11 protein-coding genes are annotated in these 18023 nt (G+C 34.2%); 9 read left to right on the top strand and 2 right to left on the bottom strand.

The window, feature by feature from the left end; all coding sequences use genetic code 11:
* Nucleotides 1–31: 31 nt before the first annotated feature.
* Both B0A81_RS01545 and B0A81_RS01540 read right to left on the bottom strand, forming a co-directional pair.
* Nucleotides 32–934 carry an ROK family protein gene (locus B0A81_RS01545; protein WP_089056370.1) on the bottom strand — a complete coding sequence of 301 codons (903 nt, stop codon included), beginning with the start codon at nucleotides 932–934 and terminating at the stop codon, nucleotides 32–34.
* Between the two features lie 310 nt (nucleotides 935–1244).
* Entirely contained in the window at nucleotides 1245–3704 is a 2460-nt protein-coding gene (locus B0A81_RS01540) for a prolyl oligopeptidase family serine peptidase (protein ID WP_089056485.1), read from the bottom strand.
* A 495-nt stretch (nucleotides 3705–4199) separates the two neighbouring features.
* On the opposite strand from B0A81_RS01540, the gene B0A81_RS01535 reads away from it, so the two are divergent.
* From B0A81_RS01535 to B0A81_RS01495, 9 genes are all read left to right on the top strand, one after another.
* A complete protein-coding gene (locus tag B0A81_RS01535; RefSeq protein ID WP_089056369.1) occupies nucleotides 4200–5066 on the top strand; it encodes an AraC family transcriptional regulator in 867 nt (288 codons plus the stop codon).
* A 631-nt stretch (nucleotides 5067–5697) separates the two neighbouring features.
* Nucleotides 5698–7134 carry an alpha-L-fucosidase gene (locus B0A81_RS01530; protein WP_089056368.1) on the top strand — a complete coding sequence of 479 codons (1437 nt, stop codon included), beginning with the start codon at nucleotides 5698–5700 and terminating at the stop codon, nucleotides 7132–7134.
* A 78-nt stretch (nucleotides 7135–7212) separates the two neighbouring features.
* Nucleotides 7213–7560: an L-rhamnose mutarotase gene (locus B0A81_RS01525; RefSeq protein WP_089056367.1), complete on the top strand. Its 348-nt coding sequence runs from the start codon at nucleotides 7213–7215 to the stop codon at nucleotides 7558–7560.
* Complete coding sequence (locus B0A81_RS01520; RefSeq protein WP_089056366.1) at nucleotides 7547–8380, top strand: amidohydrolase family protein; 834 nt, start codon at nucleotides 7547–7549, stop codon at nucleotides 8378–8380. The genes B0A81_RS01525 and B0A81_RS01520 overlap by 14 nt, the downstream gene beginning before the upstream one ends.
* 221 nt (nucleotides 8381–8601) lie before the next feature.
* Nucleotides 8602–9381 (top strand): L-fucose dehydrogenase, encoded by a 780-nt coding sequence (locus tag B0A81_RS01515; RefSeq protein WP_089056365.1) that lies wholly within the window; start codon nucleotides 8602–8604, stop codon nucleotides 9379–9381.
* 99 nt (nucleotides 9382–9480) lie between these two features.
* Nucleotides 9481–12030: a beta-galactosidase GalB gene (gene galB, locus B0A81_RS01510; protein WP_208861295.1), complete on the top strand. Its 2550-nt coding sequence runs from the start codon at nucleotides 9481–9483 to the stop codon at nucleotides 12028–12030.
* Nucleotides 12031–12246: 216 nt separating this feature from the next.
* The gene (locus B0A81_RS01505) at nucleotides 12247–13584 is read left to right on the top strand and encodes an alpha-L-fucosidase (protein ID WP_089056364.1); all 1338 of its coding nucleotides are present in this window, start codon (nucleotides 12247–12249) and stop codon (nucleotides 13582–13584) included.
* A gap of 351 nt (nucleotides 13585–13935) precedes the next feature.
* A complete protein-coding gene (locus tag B0A81_RS01500; protein ID WP_089056363.1) occupies nucleotides 13936–16605 on the top strand; it encodes a glycoside hydrolase family 3 protein in 2670 nt (889 codons plus the stop codon).
* Nucleotides 16606–16684: 79 nt separating this feature from the next.
* Nucleotides 16685–17875, top strand: coding sequence for a peptide-N-glycosidase F-related protein (locus B0A81_RS01495; RefSeq protein WP_089056362.1), 1191 nt, complete (start codon nucleotides 16685–16687; stop codon nucleotides 17873–17875).
* The last annotated feature ends 148 nt before the right edge of the window (nucleotides 17876–18023 follow it).

The raw sequence follows: 18023 nt of genomic DNA, 5'->3' as shown, positions 1-18023 counted from the left end.
TGATTGTTGAAAATCAGAAATGGGTTTATTTTTAAGCTTCATAAAGTAAGCTTGCAGCTCCTAATAAAGCGGTAGTTTCATTATCTGTCGAAATAACCAGTTCAATTTCAATTCCTGATTCTTCTAATTTTTCTCTAAGAACATTTAAAAACAAGTCTCCTGCATTTGCAATTTTCCCTCCAATAACCAACATACTAACGTTAAAACTTTTCAACCACGGAATTATAATTTCGGCAAGATCCTCACCAAATTCAGTAAAAGCCTGAATCGCTTTTTGATCTCCATCAACAGCCAAAAGATACAAGTCCAATCCGCTATTAACATGTACACCGGTCAAATTATGATAGCCGGAAAGTAATGCTCTTAAAGAAACAGCATCTTCCGCCATTCCGTTTTTATAAGCAAGATTCCATATTTCTCCATTTGGCGGTACTTTTTGACCAGTGCTTACAATTTTTCCTTTTTTTATAAAACAGGCACCAAGACCAGTTCCTAAAGTAACTGCCATAACATTTTTAGGCAGGTTTTCCATGTTTTTGTAAACTTCTCCTTTGCCAAAGCTTTTAGCATCATTTTCAAAAACAATAGGAAGGTTTTGATCAAAATCAAAACGTTCTCTCAAAAGGTCTTTTATATTTAGACCATAAAAGTTTTCATATTTATCTTGGTCTTTAATCCAGCAGGTTCCTTCTTCATAATCAAACGGACCAGGAATTGCCATGGCTATTCCAGATAAATTCTCTAGTTGTGGTTTTTCTAAAACTGCACGAATGGCATTTTCCCAGAAATCCATTACTTCATTGGTAGGCAGATTTGAATCAAAAGAAACCTTAAAAAGGGATTCTTTAAAAACTTTCATCTCATTAAGATCAACAACTGCAGAAGTAATATGTGAACCGCCGACATCCATCGCTATTGCAAATCTTTTTTCCATTTTTTTAGTTTTGTTCTATGTTATTTTTCGTTTTAGTTTTTATACTCAAAAAGTATTGGCATCCTAGAAATTGTTTATTCTTTTTTTGAATACTAATTTGCAGTTCATGCATTGCAAACTAATTAACAGGGTTGCCAAAAGGTTGTTTATTCTGTGTTAAACGATTACCGTTTGTTTTGTATTCTTTAATTTTTCGTTAAAAGTAATTGTTTTTTGTCGAAATACTAAATCGTATTAGTAAATAAATACCAGTCTTTCTTTTTTGAGTCTAAAATCATGATTTTGCGGTTTTTAAATTGCTGTTTGCTGTTTATTTTTGAAAAAATTCAAGCGTTTTCGCAGACCAGTCATTGTCGAAGAAACCGCTTACTTTCATATTAGGTAAACCATTCAAAAGTAAATCAGTTTTAAAGATCATTACATCAGGAAAACCAGTAATTCCAGAAATATAATTATTTGCCCAAGTTGCTTTCATTCCTTTTTCTGAAGTTCCAGCCACAACACCGATCATAGCAGTTTTACTGTCATTTCTAGGTACCACAAAATAAGCAGCTAAATCGGATCCTTTCAATACTTTACTGCCTATTTTTACCTGCTGATTGTCAATTTGAATAGGAGCGTTTTTTAGTACTAATTTCCAAGCGCTATTATTAGAAGCATTACCATAAATAATTACGTTTCTATCTTTGTATTTATCCAATGAAAACTCGCGGTCGGCAATCACATCAATACTTCCGTTTCCTCTATAATAAAAAGTTTCGGCATCAAAACGAGCTCTGTTTAAGTACCATTCGCGTTCAGAAGCTGATCCGCCTGTAGCATAAACAAAAACCACATTGTTATTAAAAGCAAATTTGAAACCGCCTTGACGATCACCATATTTTTGATTCGTATTGATTTCGTTAATCAAAGACCATTTCTCATCTTTTAAAGCCAGAATTGCTTTCTTGTCAGTTGCTGCTTTTAAGATTTGATCGTTGATGTTGATTGTGATTTCACCTTTTAAATCTAACGAAACCAAGTCAAGTTCCATTATAGAAACATTTTTCGTTTTAATCGCAATTTGATCTTTTTCTATTTTTGCATTAATATTAGAAAAATCAAACGGAAGAATCTGCTGTTGCAGTTTTATCCAATAATCAGTCGAAGAAACAGCAGGAGAAGCGGTATGAAAATCAATTTCTTTAACTTCTTTATTTGCTGGAATTGTTTGACGTTTGAAAAACTCGAAAATAGGGAACCAATCTACAGAATGATCTCCATACCAGTGTTCTCCGCCTGGATATTCATAATAACAAAAGTTGGGATGGAAAGTTCCTAGAATTTCTCGCATTTCTCGCACTTGCGAAATCGGAACAGTCGAATCGGCATCGCCATGCAGCATATAAACACCAGATTGTTTTAAGTTTTGAACAAGACTTCTAACGCGACCTGAGTTAGCAGAACGTTTGATAGGTTCATATGCTTTAAACATATCATGCATTTCATCGCCTTTATCAAAACCATAAGTTGCGATATCAGGATAAGAAGCACAAGGCGCAATTGCGGCAAATTTACTTGGATATGTAGTTCCTAGAAACCAAGTTCCGTGACCACCCATTGAGTGACCTGTTAAGTAAGTTTGAGCTGGAATAGTATTGAATACTTTTTTAGCTTCGGCCAAAACTTCCATTGCATCGATTCTTCCCCAATCTTCCCAGTTAAAACCAAACGGACGACGGTTTGTTGCAGCAACAATATGCGCCCAGTCTTTTTGTTTGTAAGCTCTTGCTTGATTTCTAGCTTCAACAGAAGCGCCATGAACCGAAAGTATTAAAGCTTTTGGACCGCTTTCTAGTGCAGGAGCGATACTGTAATATTGTACGCTGTTGTCGACCTTACTTACAAAAGTACGCTCATGGTGCACCGTTGCAGATCGCTGTTGAATCGGGAATTCGGTTTTATCGATTACTTTTCCGCTTTTATCTGTAAGTGTTAATTCGATTTTTAATTCGCCCGTAAAATTGGCTTTTGCGGCAGGAACTTTAAACTTGACTTTTCTAACAAACAAAGGCATAATAGCATCTGTTGCATAATTTGCAGTTTCGCCGCTTGATAATTTTGCTTTGATAACAAGGTTTTTTAACTCTTTTTCCGTTGCATTTATAACACGTACAGAAGCCCATTTTTCGTCATTTTCACCATTAATAACATCCGGAAGAGTTAAGTCACGTTTGGTAAATTGTATGCTTTTTGAAGGTACTACAAGTTTTGATTTCACGCGTCCAAATCGACCTTTTGTGTACACAAATTCATTTATGCCTTTACGAAGTTTAAACGGAATCAATGTATAACCAAAATCGTAATGATCACCTTCATGCGGGAAACCATTTATATAAGTACGCGTGCCGCCGGTTGTTTCGAGCAGTACGATTTGTTCTTTTGGAGAATTATATTCCGTAAATAAAAATGCCGATCTCATATCCTTGCCGCTAAAAACGCCGGAAGAATCAACTTTAATAGGCTGCCAATCTCCTTTTTGTTTGTTCGGATTTACAAATTTTCCAACCGAATACTGCCAAGCTACAGGATCTTGTCCGTTAAAAAGTGTTCCTGATTTTTTATCAGCGGGAAGCGTAAAACCAGTACTGAAATTATATAGAACGTTCCCCTCAGCGGTTGTAACAATTTTTTCTTTTCCAAAATATTCAACAACGTTACCAGTAGTTTTGGTTTGTGCGACAGCGTTTGCACTCAAACCAATAAGGAAAATCACGAGGGCTTTTTTCATTTTTTTTAGTTTTAGTTTTTTCAATTTTACTCCAAAATCACTTCAAAAGAAATTTTACCTAAAAAATTAAATTTGAGGAGTAAAAAACGATGAATTGTATGGTATTAATGAAAGGTTTTGTTTTAAAAGAAAGCCTTTCTTTAATTTATTTTTTTAGTTTTTTTTGTGTTTTTGAGAAATCTCTGCCTAATTATTAACTCCATTTTTTTTATATAATCACCTCTATTTTATCTTTGATTATTTGCATAATCTGCCAATAGATCAAGGTAAAGCATAGAAAAAATAGTGCTGTTTTTTTGTAATAAATGAAAATTAATTACTCATTTTCATCTTTAATTTTTATATTTTTCAAACTTAGTAAATCGATTTAGTATTCTCGTATGAATTTTTTATTATTTTTGTTTTTTGGGAAATTTAAAATTATATCTAAAAAAAATAAGTGATTAATTCGATTTTATCCTTATTTAATTATTAATTATCATTACTATTCTGAAAATGAAAATTGTAAAGACTAACATTGCTTCTTATACCAATACATCGCTGTCTGTATTCTCGCGTGAAGAATCTTTTTTTCAGTCACCTTTTCATTCACATCCAGAATTTGAGTTGGTATATATTTTAGAAAGCCACGGGAAAAGAATTATCGGAAATTCTGTTGAATCGTTTGAATCTGGCGATATGGTTTTTTTGGGAGATGATATTCCGCACGTTTGGCTTAATGATGAAATTTTCTATAAAGGAATTAATAGTTTAAAGGCGAAAGCGATTGTAATCTATTTTAGTAGAGATCTTTTTGGAACGTCTTTTTATGAACTTCCCGAAGCGCAGGAAATTAAGAAGTTTTTTTCGCAAGCAATAAAAGGAGTTTCAATTACTGGACAAACAAACGCTGTTGTTTCTAAAAAGTTAGAGAAACTGCTTAAGAAAAAAGGCTTTGAAGTGGTTATGGGACTAATCGAGATTATTTTTCTTTTGTCAAAAAGTAAAGATTTAAGATTTATCAATGACAGTTCGTATGTTTCGGTAAGCGATGATAATAAAAATGACCGCCTGGCGGAGGTTTTTAAATACGTAAAATCGAATTTTAAAGAAGAAATATCACTCGACGAAATTTCTAAAATTGCCAATTTAACGCCTACATCGTTTTGTAGAATGTTTAAGGCTAAAACTAAAAAACCTTTTGTAGAATATCTTAATGAAATTCGAGTTTCTAATGCTTGCAAATATTTAATCGAAACAGATTTAGGCGTTTCTGAAATTGCCTATGAGTGCGGTTATAAAACAGCTTCAAACTTCAATAAGCTGTTTAAAAAATTAATTGGTACAACGCCAAAGGAATATAGAAAAAAGGCATTAGTCTAGTTTTAAGATTCTACAATTTGTAAATACGGGCAAAATTTATCTAGTTCTTAAAAAGAAAAAGGTAAATGCATTCTTTTTTATTAAAGCTGTTTTATTTCTGCAAGAAAATAGAAACAAACAGTTTGAATTTATAAAGAATAAAAAGCAAATATTCTTTTAAAAGGCTAAAAAAATCTTGATTGCATTATTTTTTCTTTCTTTTTTTATGAAATTAATTGTAAAGATAATAAATGCTTAATTAATGATAATTTTGGAGTAATATAAGACTTAATAATACGATAATTTTATTTTTTTGAGATTGCATCAAAAAAGAGTGTCAAAATATATAAAACGATTTAGTAAATAAGTTAGTTTTTGCTTCAAAGAAAGACACTCTGTTTTATAATAAGGTATAAGTTTAGAAAGAGGTATAATTCGTTTGGATGCAGCTTTTTATTTTAACACATAGTCTGGATAACTGTCAGGATAGATTTATATATATAAGAAGAAGTACAAAGAGAAACACATTTTTTTTACATAGGTGTATTCTGTGTATTTTGATTATGTGAAACGCCTTTTTTAAAGAATTAGAGTCTATGTTTTTATGTGTTAAATTAATTGCACTCAATTGGTAAAAATATAATTATAGAATATGAAAAGCAGATTAAAACTAGTATTATCCGTTTGTTGTTTTGCCGTAGGAACTTTGTCTCAGGCGCAAGGAGATATTATGCCGGAAAATGAAAAAACACCTGCAGATACTTATATTGCTCCAAAGGATAAAGCTGTAAAAGAAAACTTGGCCAAATGGCAGGATTATAAGTTTGGAGTGCTTATTCATATGGGATTATACAGTCAGCTTGGAATTTGCGAATCGTGGGGATTGGCTCCAGAAGATTGGGTGACCCGTAACGGTTATGATGATTATGATTCTTTTGCTTCAGATTATCGCGGAGCACGATTTAGCTTGAATCCTGTAAATCTAGATTCGGAGAAATGGGCAAAAATGTTTAAAAGTGCCGGTGCAAAATATTTGATTTTTACATCAAAACACCACGATGGATTTTGTATGTACGATTCAAAATTTACCGATTTTAAGATCACAAATCCGAATTTGCCAAATGCTAAGAATGCAAAACCAGACGTATTAAGAAATGTTTTGGATGCTTCTAGAAAAGAGGGATTGTCGGTTGGAATTTATTTTTCGAAACCAGACTGGACTTCACAAGATTTTTGGTGGAAGTATTATCCGCCAAAAGATCGAAATCCAAACTATGATATAAAAGCGCATCCTGAAAGATGGCAGAACTTTGTAAAATATACCCAAAATCAGTTAAACGAATTAACAACAGATTATGGTAAAGTTGATATTCTTTGGCTTGACGGAGGCTGGGTTCGTCCAGCAAAACAAATTGAAGGAAAAAAGAACCGTCAGAACTTAGATATCGATATGAAATTAATTGCCGAAACGGCACGTAAAAAACAGCCGGGACTTATTGTTGTTGATCGCTGGGTGCCGGGTGAATATGAAGATTATCTAACTCCTGAACGCAAAGTACTCGAAAAACCAATTGCGGTTCCATGGGAAAGCTGTGTAACACTTGGCAATGATTGGGGCTGGGTGCCAAATGATAAATATAAATCAGGAACAGAAGTAATTCAATTACTAACAGGAATTGTGGCTAAAGGCGGTAATTTACTGCTTGGTGTTGGTCCTGACGGAAAAGGCGATTTTGAGCCTAAAGTACAAAAGGCATTAGCCGAAGTTGGAAAATGGCTGGATGTAAACGGCGAGGCGATTTATGCTACAAAACCAATCGCCCCTTATTCGGAAGGTAATTTGTATTATACTTCAAAAGGAGAAAAGACAGTTTTTGGAATTTATCTTCCATCAGCAAATGAAAAAGAAATCCCTTCTGAAATTATTATCAAGAATGATTTAAAAGGCAAATTAAATGTTGTGCTTTTAGGAAGTAAAACAAAGTTAAGTTATAAAAAAGTAAGCGGTGGAATCAGCGTTTCGGTTCCTAAATCGCAGCGTGCAGAATTAGCAAAACAAGCTGGTATTGTTATTAAAGTAAGCGCTTAATAAGTAGTTTTATTTTAATTGTTTTTAATTGAAAATAAATGAATTTAGATGTTTTATCTAAAGTTTTAAATAAAGTATATGGTAACTCAAAAATATTGTCTCGCATTAGATTTAACTGAAGATCCGATTTTAATGGCAGAATACAAAAAGTATCACGAAAAAATCTGGCCGGAAATTACAGAAAGCATCACCAATTCTGGTATTGAGAATCTGGATATTTATTGTGTTGGCAACAGGATGTTTATGATTATTGAGGCGAATGAAACTTTTACTTTTGAAAGAAAAGGAGAAATGGATGCTAATAATCCTGTAGTGCAAAAATGGGAAGAATTGATGTGGAAATATCAAAAAGCACTGCCTTGGGCAAAAGAGGGTGAAAAATGGATGTTGATGGATAAAATATTCGATTTGCATGAAAATAGATAGTCATCAGCATTTTTGGAAATACCATCCTATAAAAGACGCTTGGATTACTGACGATATGAAAGTGATCCAGCAGGATTTTATGCCTTCAGATTTGGAACCTTTATTGATAAAAAATCAGTTCGAGGGCTGTGTGGCAGTTCAGGCAGATCAAAGTGAAGAGGAAACACGTTTTCTTTTAGATCTTGCTAAAGAAAATGTTTTTATAAAAGGTGTTGTTGGCTGGGTGGATTTATGTGCTGAAAAGATTGATGAACGTTTAGAATATTATACTCAGTATGAAAAATTAAAGGGATTCAGACACATTGTTCAAGCTGAAGCGGATCTTGATTTTATGCTTCAGGAAAAATTTCAAAACGGAATTTCGAAATTGATAAAACACAATTTCACTTATGATATTTTGATTTTTCCTAAACATTTGGAGAATGCTGCAAAATTAGTTGAGAAGTTTCCAAAACAAAAATTTGTTATCGATCATTTGGCTAAACCAGATTTCAAAAATAAAGAGTTCAACGAGTGGGAGAAAGGAATTCGAGCAATTGCAAAATTTCCTAATGTAATGTGTAAGGTTTCAGGTTTGGTAACTGAGGCTGACTGGAGTAATTGGACGCGTGAGGATTTTACATATTGCTTAGATGTAGTTACTGAAGTATTTGGAATTGATCGCTTGATGTTTGGCAGTGACTGGCCTGTGAGTTTGCTTGCGGCTTCGTATTCGTCTTCCTGCGATATTGTTGAAGATTATTTTTCGAAGTTTTCGAGAGCAGATCAAGATAAATTTTGGAGCAGTAACGCTATTAACTTTTATCAGTTACAAAAATAATGTAAGACTCGGATGAAAATATTTAACACATAGAAACATAGTCCCTATCCCGAACCGTCGGGACGGGATGCGTTTTAAAAAGTGAAACGCTTTTTTGTGTAGAGCTCAAAAACTATCCCGATAGCTATTGGAACTATGTGTTTAAATTGAAATTCTGATTAAAGGGTTTCGCAAAAACAACAACAAAAACTAACTACCTAACTAACCAAAATAAAGAATAAATGAACCTTAATCTAAAAGACAAAATAATTATCGTAACCGGCGGGGCAAAAGGAATTGGACTAGGAATCTGCAAGGTTCTGGCTGGTGAGGGAGCTATTCCTGTGATAATTGGAAGAGATGATGACGACAATCAAGCTGCTATAAGACAAATAGAAGCGGAGAACGGAAAAGCCTTGTCTGTAGTAGCAGAATTAACTAATCCAGAGGCTTGTAAAACGGCTATAGATCAAATTATTGCTTTATACGGCCGCATTGATGGATTGGTGAATAATGCAGGTGTAAATGATGGCGTTGGTTTAGAAAGCGGTAATTATGAAAAGTTTATTGCCTCAATTCACAAAAACCTAACGCATTATTATTTGATTGCGCAGCACGCTTTGCCGGAATTGAAAAAAACAAAAGGGGCAATTGTAAATATAGGTTCAAAAACTGCCGATACTGGACAGGGAAATACATCGGCTTACGCGGCTTCAAATGGCGGTCGTAATGCTTTGACTCGTGAATGGGCGGTTGAATTATTAAAATATGGAATACGTGTTAACTCGGTTATTGTGGCTGAATGTTATACGCCATTATACGAAACATGGATTAATACGCTTGAAAATCCAGAGCAAAAATTAAAAGAAATCACAGCCAAAATTCCGTTAGAAAACAGAATGACAACTGCAGAAGAAATTGCAAATATGACCGTATTCTTATTGTCTGATAAATCAAGTCATACAACAGGGCAGCTTATTTATGTTGACGGTGGATATACACATTTAGACCGTTCCTTGTAGCGAAGCAAATTTGCTTTAACAACAAGAATTTTTGCATATGCAAGCAAACAATATTGCCTTAACAATACCAAAAAAACTGAATAACTAAATAAACCAAACATGAACAAAAAGATGTTTTCGATAAGCAGAAGCCTAGTAGTAGTGCTTTGTTTAATCATGGGATCGTCTGTGTTTTCGCAGCAAGCAGCCATAAAGAGAATGGGATCAACGGATACACAGTCTTTTGATGACAATTGGCTTTTTTCAAGATACGGATCTCTAGCGGATGGATTAGTAAAAGAAGAACCTAAAAATTTAGAAGCTGTTTCTTTAAACGAATCTAATTGGGAAAAATTAAATCTGCCGCACGATTGGGCTATAAAAGGACCTTTTAGAATTGAATTAAGAGGCGAAACTGGAAAATTGCCTTGGAAAGGAATTGGCTGGTATCGTAAGCATTTTACGGTTCCTGCTTCAGATTCTGGAAAACAAATTTTTGTTGATTTTGACGGTGCAATGGCTAATGCTAAAATTTATTTAAACGGAAATTATGTAGGAACTTGGCCGTTTGGTTATAATTCATTTCGTATGAATTTGACTCCGTTTTTAAAATTTGGTCAAGAGAACATTCTAGCTGTTCGTTTAGATACTGAAAATTGGGATTCTCGCTGGTATCCAGGTGCCGGAATTTATCGTCATGTCTGGTTGGTAAAAACAAGTCCAGTGCATGTTGCACATTGGGGAACTTTTGTGACAACTCCTAATATTACCAAAGAAGCGGCTGATATCAAAGTATTGGTAAACGTACAAAACGCTTCAAATAAAGCTGTAAAAGCTGTTGTTACAACTGATTTGTACGAAATAGATATCAATGATAACCTGAAAGCAAAAGTAGGTTCATTAATCACTTCAACACTTGATATTAAGGCAAAAGGAAGTGAAGAAGCCGAAACACATTCGGTTTTGAACAATCCTAAATTATGGGATTTAAAAACGCCAAATCGTTATGTTGCGCAAACTAAAATCAGCGTTGATGGGAAAGTAGTTGATACTTATAACACTCCTTTTGGTATTAGAACGATAGAATTTACACCAAGAAACGGGTTTTTATTAAATGGTAAAAGAGTTGAAATATTTGGAACCTGTAACCATCATGACTTAGGGGCGCTGGGAGCTGCTATCAATACATCGGCATTAAAAAGACAATTAGTAATGTTGAAAGAAATGGGTTGTAATTCATTAAGAACTTCTCATAATCCACCTGCTCCAGAATTGTTAGAATTGGCTGATAAAATGGGATTCTTAGTTTGGGATGAAGCTTTTGACGCTTGGAGAATCGGAAAAAAGAAATTTGATTACAATGTAATTTTCGACGAATGGCATGAGAGAGATTTAATGGCATTGGTTCGCAGAGACAGAAACAATCCGTCGGTATTTATTTGGTCAATTGGAAACGAAGTTCCAGATCAGCAAAACGTAAAATTAACCAAAGAACTGGCTGATATTATGCGTAGAGAAGATCCAACACGCCCAATTTCTAACGGTTACAATGATCCTGACGGCGGTAGAGGTTCAGGTGCAGCTATGGCACTTGACATTATGGGAGTAAATTACTTTTTTGACCAGCAGCCAAAATGGGATGTTGATCCGAGATATGCAAATAAACCAACGCTTGGAAGTGAAACTGCTTCAACTGTAAGTTCAAGAGGAGAATATTTCTTTGATGATAAATTCGATAAAAAATCTTGGCAGATTTCCTCTTATGATGATGCTTTTCCAGGATGGGGATGTTCGCCAGATACACAATTTCGTACCAACGCAAAATATCCGCATTTATTAGGAGAATATGTTTGGACAGGTTTTGATTATTTGGGAGAACCAACGCCATACAATTCAGATGAAACAAATTTGTTGAATTTTAGAACGGATCCTTCTAAACAAAAGGAACTGGAAGCAAAATTAGCAGAATTGCAAAAAAGTAATCCGCCGTCAAGAAGCAGTTATTTTGGAATTATCGATTTGGCTGGATTTCCAAAAGACCGCTATTACAGCTACAAATCACATTGGAGACCAGACGTTCCTACTGCGCACATTCTGCCTCATTGGAATTGGAGTGAAAGAGTTGGGAAAGTTGTTCCTGTACACGTTTATACTTCTGGAAATGAAGGCGAATTATTCTTAAATGGAGAAAGTCTTGGAAGAAAGAAAATGGAAACTGGAAAAGACTTCCGTTTAACTTGGGATGATGTTGTTTATACACCTGGTGAGCTGAAAGTGGTTTGTTATAAAAACGGTAAAGTATGGGCTACAGATATTGTTAAAACTACTGGAACTGAAGCAAAATTAAAAATGGCCGCAGATAGAACAGAAGTTCTTGCAGATGATGTTGATCTGGTTTTTGTAACGGTTGATGTTACAGATAATAATGGTTTAGTAGTTCCGCGTTCAAATCCATTAGTGAAATTTTCAATTGAAGGAGCTGGAGAAATTGTAGCCACAGATAATGGTGATGCAACTAGTTTTGTGCCATTTCAAAGTACAGAAAGACCTGCTTTTAATGGAAAAGTGTTAGTAATTGTTAAAGCTAAAAAAGGGCAGAAAGGACAATTTACAGTAAAAGCAGAAAGTGCAGGATTACAAGGTGCTTCTACAACAATTAGAATTAAATAATAAACAATCCGTAGAGTGTGTTAAAAAAGATATTAAACACATAGAAACATAGATTTTGTTTTAAAAAGACTGTAAAAAAAGAAACTCATTTCTTTCACATAGCTAGAGCTATGTGTGTTCGAAAAAAGTGAAACGCCTTCTTTTACACGTACAAAAGCTATGTTCCTATGTGTTAGAATTAATTACAAACAGTTTAATAAATAATAAAAAATAGAGATGATTAAAAAGATAATCTTAACCGCTTTGTTCGTAGGAACATCTATTGCGGGCAGTGCGCAGAACAAAATTGCTGCAAAAGATATTGCCGAAAAAATGAAATGGTTTGAAGATGCTAAGCTTGGAATTTTTATTCATGCAGGAATTTATTCGGTTGCTGATGTTTCTGAATCTTGGAGTTTTCACAATGGAAAAATTTCGGTAGAAGATTATATGAAACAGCAAAAAAGCTACACTTTGAGTAAATACGATCCTGCAGCTTGGGCTGATATGATCAAAGATTCAGGTGCTAAGTACGCTGTAATTACAACAAAACACCACGATGGTGTGGCAATGTACGATACTAAATTGGGTAAGTTGAGTTCAGTAAAAACTACTCCTGCCAAAAAAGATATGATTAAACCATTCTTTGAAGAATTGCGTAAAAGAGACATTAAATGCGGTGCTTATTTTTCATTAATCGATTGGACACACAACGATTATCCAGGTTTCTTGAAGGATAAAGCACGTTACGATATTAAAAAAGAACCAGCTCGCTGGGAGCGTTTTCAGAAATTCTTTCAAGGGCAAATTAAAGAAATTTCAGATTGGTACAACCCAGATTTATGGTGGTTTGACGGTGATTGGGAACATAGTGCTGATGAATGGCAGGCTGAGAAAACTCGTAAAATGATGTTAGATAGAAATCCAAACACAATCATTAACGGACGTTTGCAGGGTTATGGCGATTATGATACTCCAGAACAAAACTTTCCAGTTGTGCGTCCAGCATTCAAATGGTGGGAATTATGTATGACTATGAATGAAAACTGGGGATATCGTGTGAGCGATAACAATTGGAAAACGCCTTACGAGATCATTACTATTTTTGTTGATGCAGTTTCAAACGGAGGAAATTTATTACTTGACATAGGACCAAAACCTGATGGAACATATCCAGATACAGTTGTTTCGACATTGAAAGAACTTGGAGATTGGAACAGAAGAAATGGTGAAGGTATTTTTGGAACTATTCCAGGAATTCCGTTAGGACATTTTTACGGACCAACTACGCTTTCTAAAGATTCAAAAACACTTTACTTATTTGTACACGGAAAAACTTCGGGACAATTGATGTTAAAAGGTCTTGATAACAAAATTCAAGATATTACAGTTTTGGGATCAAATGTAAAATTAACGCACAAAGTAGTAGGGAAAATTTCTTGGAGCGCAGTTCCAGGATTGGTTTATATCGATTTACCAGAGAATACAGCAGATAAATATGTGACTTGTATTAAAGTAACATTAGATGCGCCAATAAAATTATACAGAGGTCAAGGAGGTTTCTTGACAAATTAATAAAGACAATAAAAATGTCATCTTCATCTTTTTGAGGATGGCATTTTTTATAAAGAATACATTCAATCCATTCAGCATAACAGCAGTAATAGATTTTTTAAAAATAACCTGTATTAAGTAGAAAAAATATTTAACACATAGGAACATAGATTTTCGATATAGGAAAGAAATACTAAAAGAAACATATTTCTTTCGCATAGTAGAGTATGTGTGTTTTAAATAAGTGAAAAGCCTTTTTTAGTTTGCAATTCCTATTCCGATAGCTGTCGGGACTATGTGTTTAAAATTATTACAATAAACAGGGTTACTTATAATATAATTTACGATTTAGCAGCAATACAAAGTATAATCATGAACAAAAAAGCACTTTTAATAGTTTTATTTCTTGGAGCTCAAACCATTTTTTCACAAAATACTCCAAAGTATAAAAATCCAAAATTACCCGTAGACGAACGCGTTCAGGATTTATTATCCCGAATGACAGTTGAGGAAAAATTTTGGCAGATGTTTATGATTCCCGGCGATTTGTCTGATGGAGCACAGAATTATAAAAACGGAATTTTTGGCTTTCAAGTAAGTGCTAAAGGAAGCACCGATGCAAGCAATCAAATTTTAGATTACAGTGCAGCAAGCAACGCAAAAGAAACCGTAAAATTAATCAACAAAATGCAGAAGTATTTTGTCGAAAAAACACGTTTAGGAATTCCTATTATTGCTTTTGATGAAGCATTACACGGATTAGTAAGAGATGGAGCAACAGCATTCCCACAATCTATTTCATTGGCAGCAACATTTGATCCCGGATTAATGAAAAGAGTTTCGACTGCTATTGCATTAGAATCAAAAAGCCGCGGAATTCGTCAGATTTTATCGCCTGTAGTAAATTTAGCTTCAGATGTTCGCTGGGGAAGAGTAGAGGAAACGTATGGTGAAGATCCTTTTCTTTCTTCAAAAATGGGAGTCGCTTATGTGTCGTCTTTTGAGGAAAGAGGAGTAATCACAACTCCAAAACATTTCCTTGCAAACAGCGGAGACGGCGGCCGAGATAGTTATCCAATTGATTATAATGAGCGTTATTTAGAAGAATACCAGTTTCCTCCATTCCGTGCCTGCTTTAATGAAGGCGGAAGTCGAAGCGTTATGACTTCATATAATACAATAAACGGAAGTCCTTGTACAGCAAATGACTGGCTGTTGAATAAGAAACTAAAGGGCGAAATGAATTTTAAAGGATTCATTATTTCAGATGCAAATGCTGTTGGAGGCGGAAATGTATTGCATTATACAGCAAAAGATTATCCGGAATCAAGTGCAAATGCGATCAATAATGGTTTAGATGTTATTTTTCAAACTGCTTACGATCACTATAAATTATTCCAGCCGCCTTTCTTAGATGGAAGAATAGATATGAAAAATATTGACGAAGCTGTAACGAGAGTTTTGAGATTAAAATTTGAGTTAGGATTGTTCGAGAATCCATATGCTGATGAAAGGGAAACTAATAAATGGAATGGAAATCCTGCTCATAAATTATTAGCAAGGGAAGCTGCCGAAAAAGGAATGGTTTTGTTGAAAAATGAGAATAATGTACTGCCTCTTAAAAAATCAATACAATCAATTGCTTTAATAGGAAATGATATTACCGAGGCACGTTTAGGCGGTTACAGCGGACCAGGAAATGGAAAAGTCAGCATGCTTGATGGCATAAAAGCAAAGCTAGGTTCGTCGGCAGTGATTAATTTGGCTGAAGGCTGTGCAAGAAGAAATAAAGAATATACTGTTGTTCCGTCTGCTAATTTATTCAGCGTTGAAAATGGGAAAACCGTAAACGGATTATCTGCAGAATATTTCAACAATGTGCAATTAAGCGGAAAACCTGCTTTAACAAGATTAGACAATGCAATTAGTTTTGATTGGACATTATATTCTCCAGATCAAGAAAAAATAAATTATGATTTTTATTCTGCAAAATGGACGGGAAAAATCAAATCGCCATCATCAGGAACTTATAAAATTGGTTTTGAAGGCAATGATGGTTATCGTTTGTATTTGAACGGAAAACTAATTATTGACAACTGGAAAAGCCAAACGTATTCGACAAAATTGGTTGATTTTAATTTTGAGAAAGATAAAGAATATGATATCAAAATTGAGTTTTTTGAATCGCAGGGTTATGCTAAATTCAAATTAGTTTGGAATGTAGGAATTGATAATGATTGGCAAAAGAAGATTGAAGAAGCTGTTGCAGCTGCTAAAAAATCTGATGTTGCCGTAATTGCTGCGGGAATTGAAGAAGGAGAATTTAATGATAGAGCTTATTTAGGTTTGCTGGGACATCAGGAAGAATTAATCAATGCCGTTGCTGCAACAGGAAAACCAGTTGTTGTAGTTTTAGTAGGCGGGAGTGCCATTACAATGGATAAATGGATCAATAATGTGCCTTCGATTTTAGATGTTTGGTATCCTGGTGAAGATGGTGGTCATGCCGTTGCCAATATTTTGTTTGGAGATAAAAATCCTGCAGGACGTTTACCAATTACTTTCCCTGTTTTTGAAGGGCAATTGCCATTAGTTTATAATCATAAGCCAACAGGACGTTCTGATGATTATACAAATTTGAACGGAGCGCCTTTATTTCCATTTGGCTTCGGACTAAGTTATTCGACTTTTGAATACAGTAATTTACGATTCGACAAAAAACAAATAGGAAAATCGGAAACTACAAAAGTGTATTGCACGATAAAAAATACGAGTAAAGTTGATGGTGACGAAGTGGTTCAGTTGTATGTAAGAGATCTTTTATCATCAATTGCACAGCCAATAAAACAAATGAAAGGCTTTAAGAGAATTTCGCTTAAAGCAGGAGAATCAAAAGAAGTTTCGTTTGAGATTAACAAAGAAGTATTACAAATGTTAAACGAAGATATGAAATGGGTTGTTGAACCAGGAGATTTCAGAATTATGATTGGCGCATCTTCTAGAGATATTCGATTAAGAGAAATTATTACAGTTACCCAATAATTAAGGATTTTTAGTTAAGAGGATTTAGACCTCTGAATAAAAAAGGCGATAAAAAGAATACAAAAGAAATTTATAGAATATGAAAAAAATAATTTTTGCAATACTGTTAAGTACATTACTATTTAGTAATCATGTTACAGGGCAAAAACTTGAAATTTTTAATCAGGTAAGAGTACAGCATGATGATAAATGCAAAGATTTTTCGACTGATGCAAATGGGAATGTTTATTATGGCGGAGGACAATACGTTTTTAAAAAGCTGACTTTTCCAAAGCAAAAAGTAAATACTAAATACGAAATTAATGTAAGTGTTATTTCGGGCGGCGATCGTTACGATAGAGCAGGGTCAATTTTTGTTCTTCCAGTTGATAAAAATAATTCACTAGAAGAAGTTGTGAAAGGAAAAAAGTTTGCTTCTAATGAGTATACTAAAATAAAAATGATAGTCCCAGAAGGTAATTTTGCACCAACGGTAGAATTAATGCGTTTTATGACCACTTTTGGTATTGGCTTTTTTAGTAATGATTCATTACAGCGCAAACCAGTTTATATTCCGTATTGGGAAAAAGAAGTTAGATGGAAAGAAGATATTTCACAATTTTCAACCTTGCTTCAAGGTGAAGTTTGGGTTGGCGTTCATATAGGGAATTATACTAAAGGAGGACATATTGTAAACGCATCTATTAATCTTACTCCAAGCGAATTAAGCTGTGATTTGCCTAAGAATAAAATGGTTGTTCCAATTTTGAACACAGAACCATTTGGAACAAATCAAGGTAACGATGAATTATTTGCTTACAAAGATTTTCAAGCAGAGTTCAATCTGCCAAAAGGAGCAAAGAACCTAAAACTATATTATATCACAACAGGTCATGGTGGTCATGGCGAAGGTGATGAATTTGTTAAGAAACAGAATATTGTAAAAATAGATGGAAAAAAAGTAATTGATTTTATTCCGTGGAGAGATGATTGCGCTAGTTTTCGTCGATTCAATCCAGGAACAGGAGTTTGGCTGAAGAAAAGAAAAGCGCCTTATATTCAGGATGATAAAGGAACTTATGCCGTAAAAGAAATTGAAGAACCAATTGCAAGCAGTGATTTAAGCCGTTCAAATTGGTGTCCCGGAAGTAATGTTCCTCCTATGATTGTTCCATTAGAATTAAATGAAGGAAAACATACAGCCGTTTTTAGTATTCCAGAAGCTCAAAAAAATGCTAACGGAACTTCAAATCATTGGATGGTAAGTGCTTATGTTGTTTACGAACTTTAGTAATAAAAGCTAAAACTAGCCTTTTTTTATGCTGAAAACAAGAAAATTACAATGAAAAAAGGCTGTATTTTATGAGAAAAAAATCACTCCATAAAACAAATGCAAATAAAAGCTTACAACTTTTAAAATTGAAGAAATTGAGACTGTA

This window comes from Flavobacterium plurextorum (assembly GCF_002217395.1).
Taxonomy (GTDB): domain Bacteria; phylum Bacteroidota; class Bacteroidia; order Flavobacteriales; family Flavobacteriaceae; genus Flavobacterium; species Flavobacterium plurextorum.
This window is presented reverse-complemented; position numbering and strand designations above follow the sequence as displayed.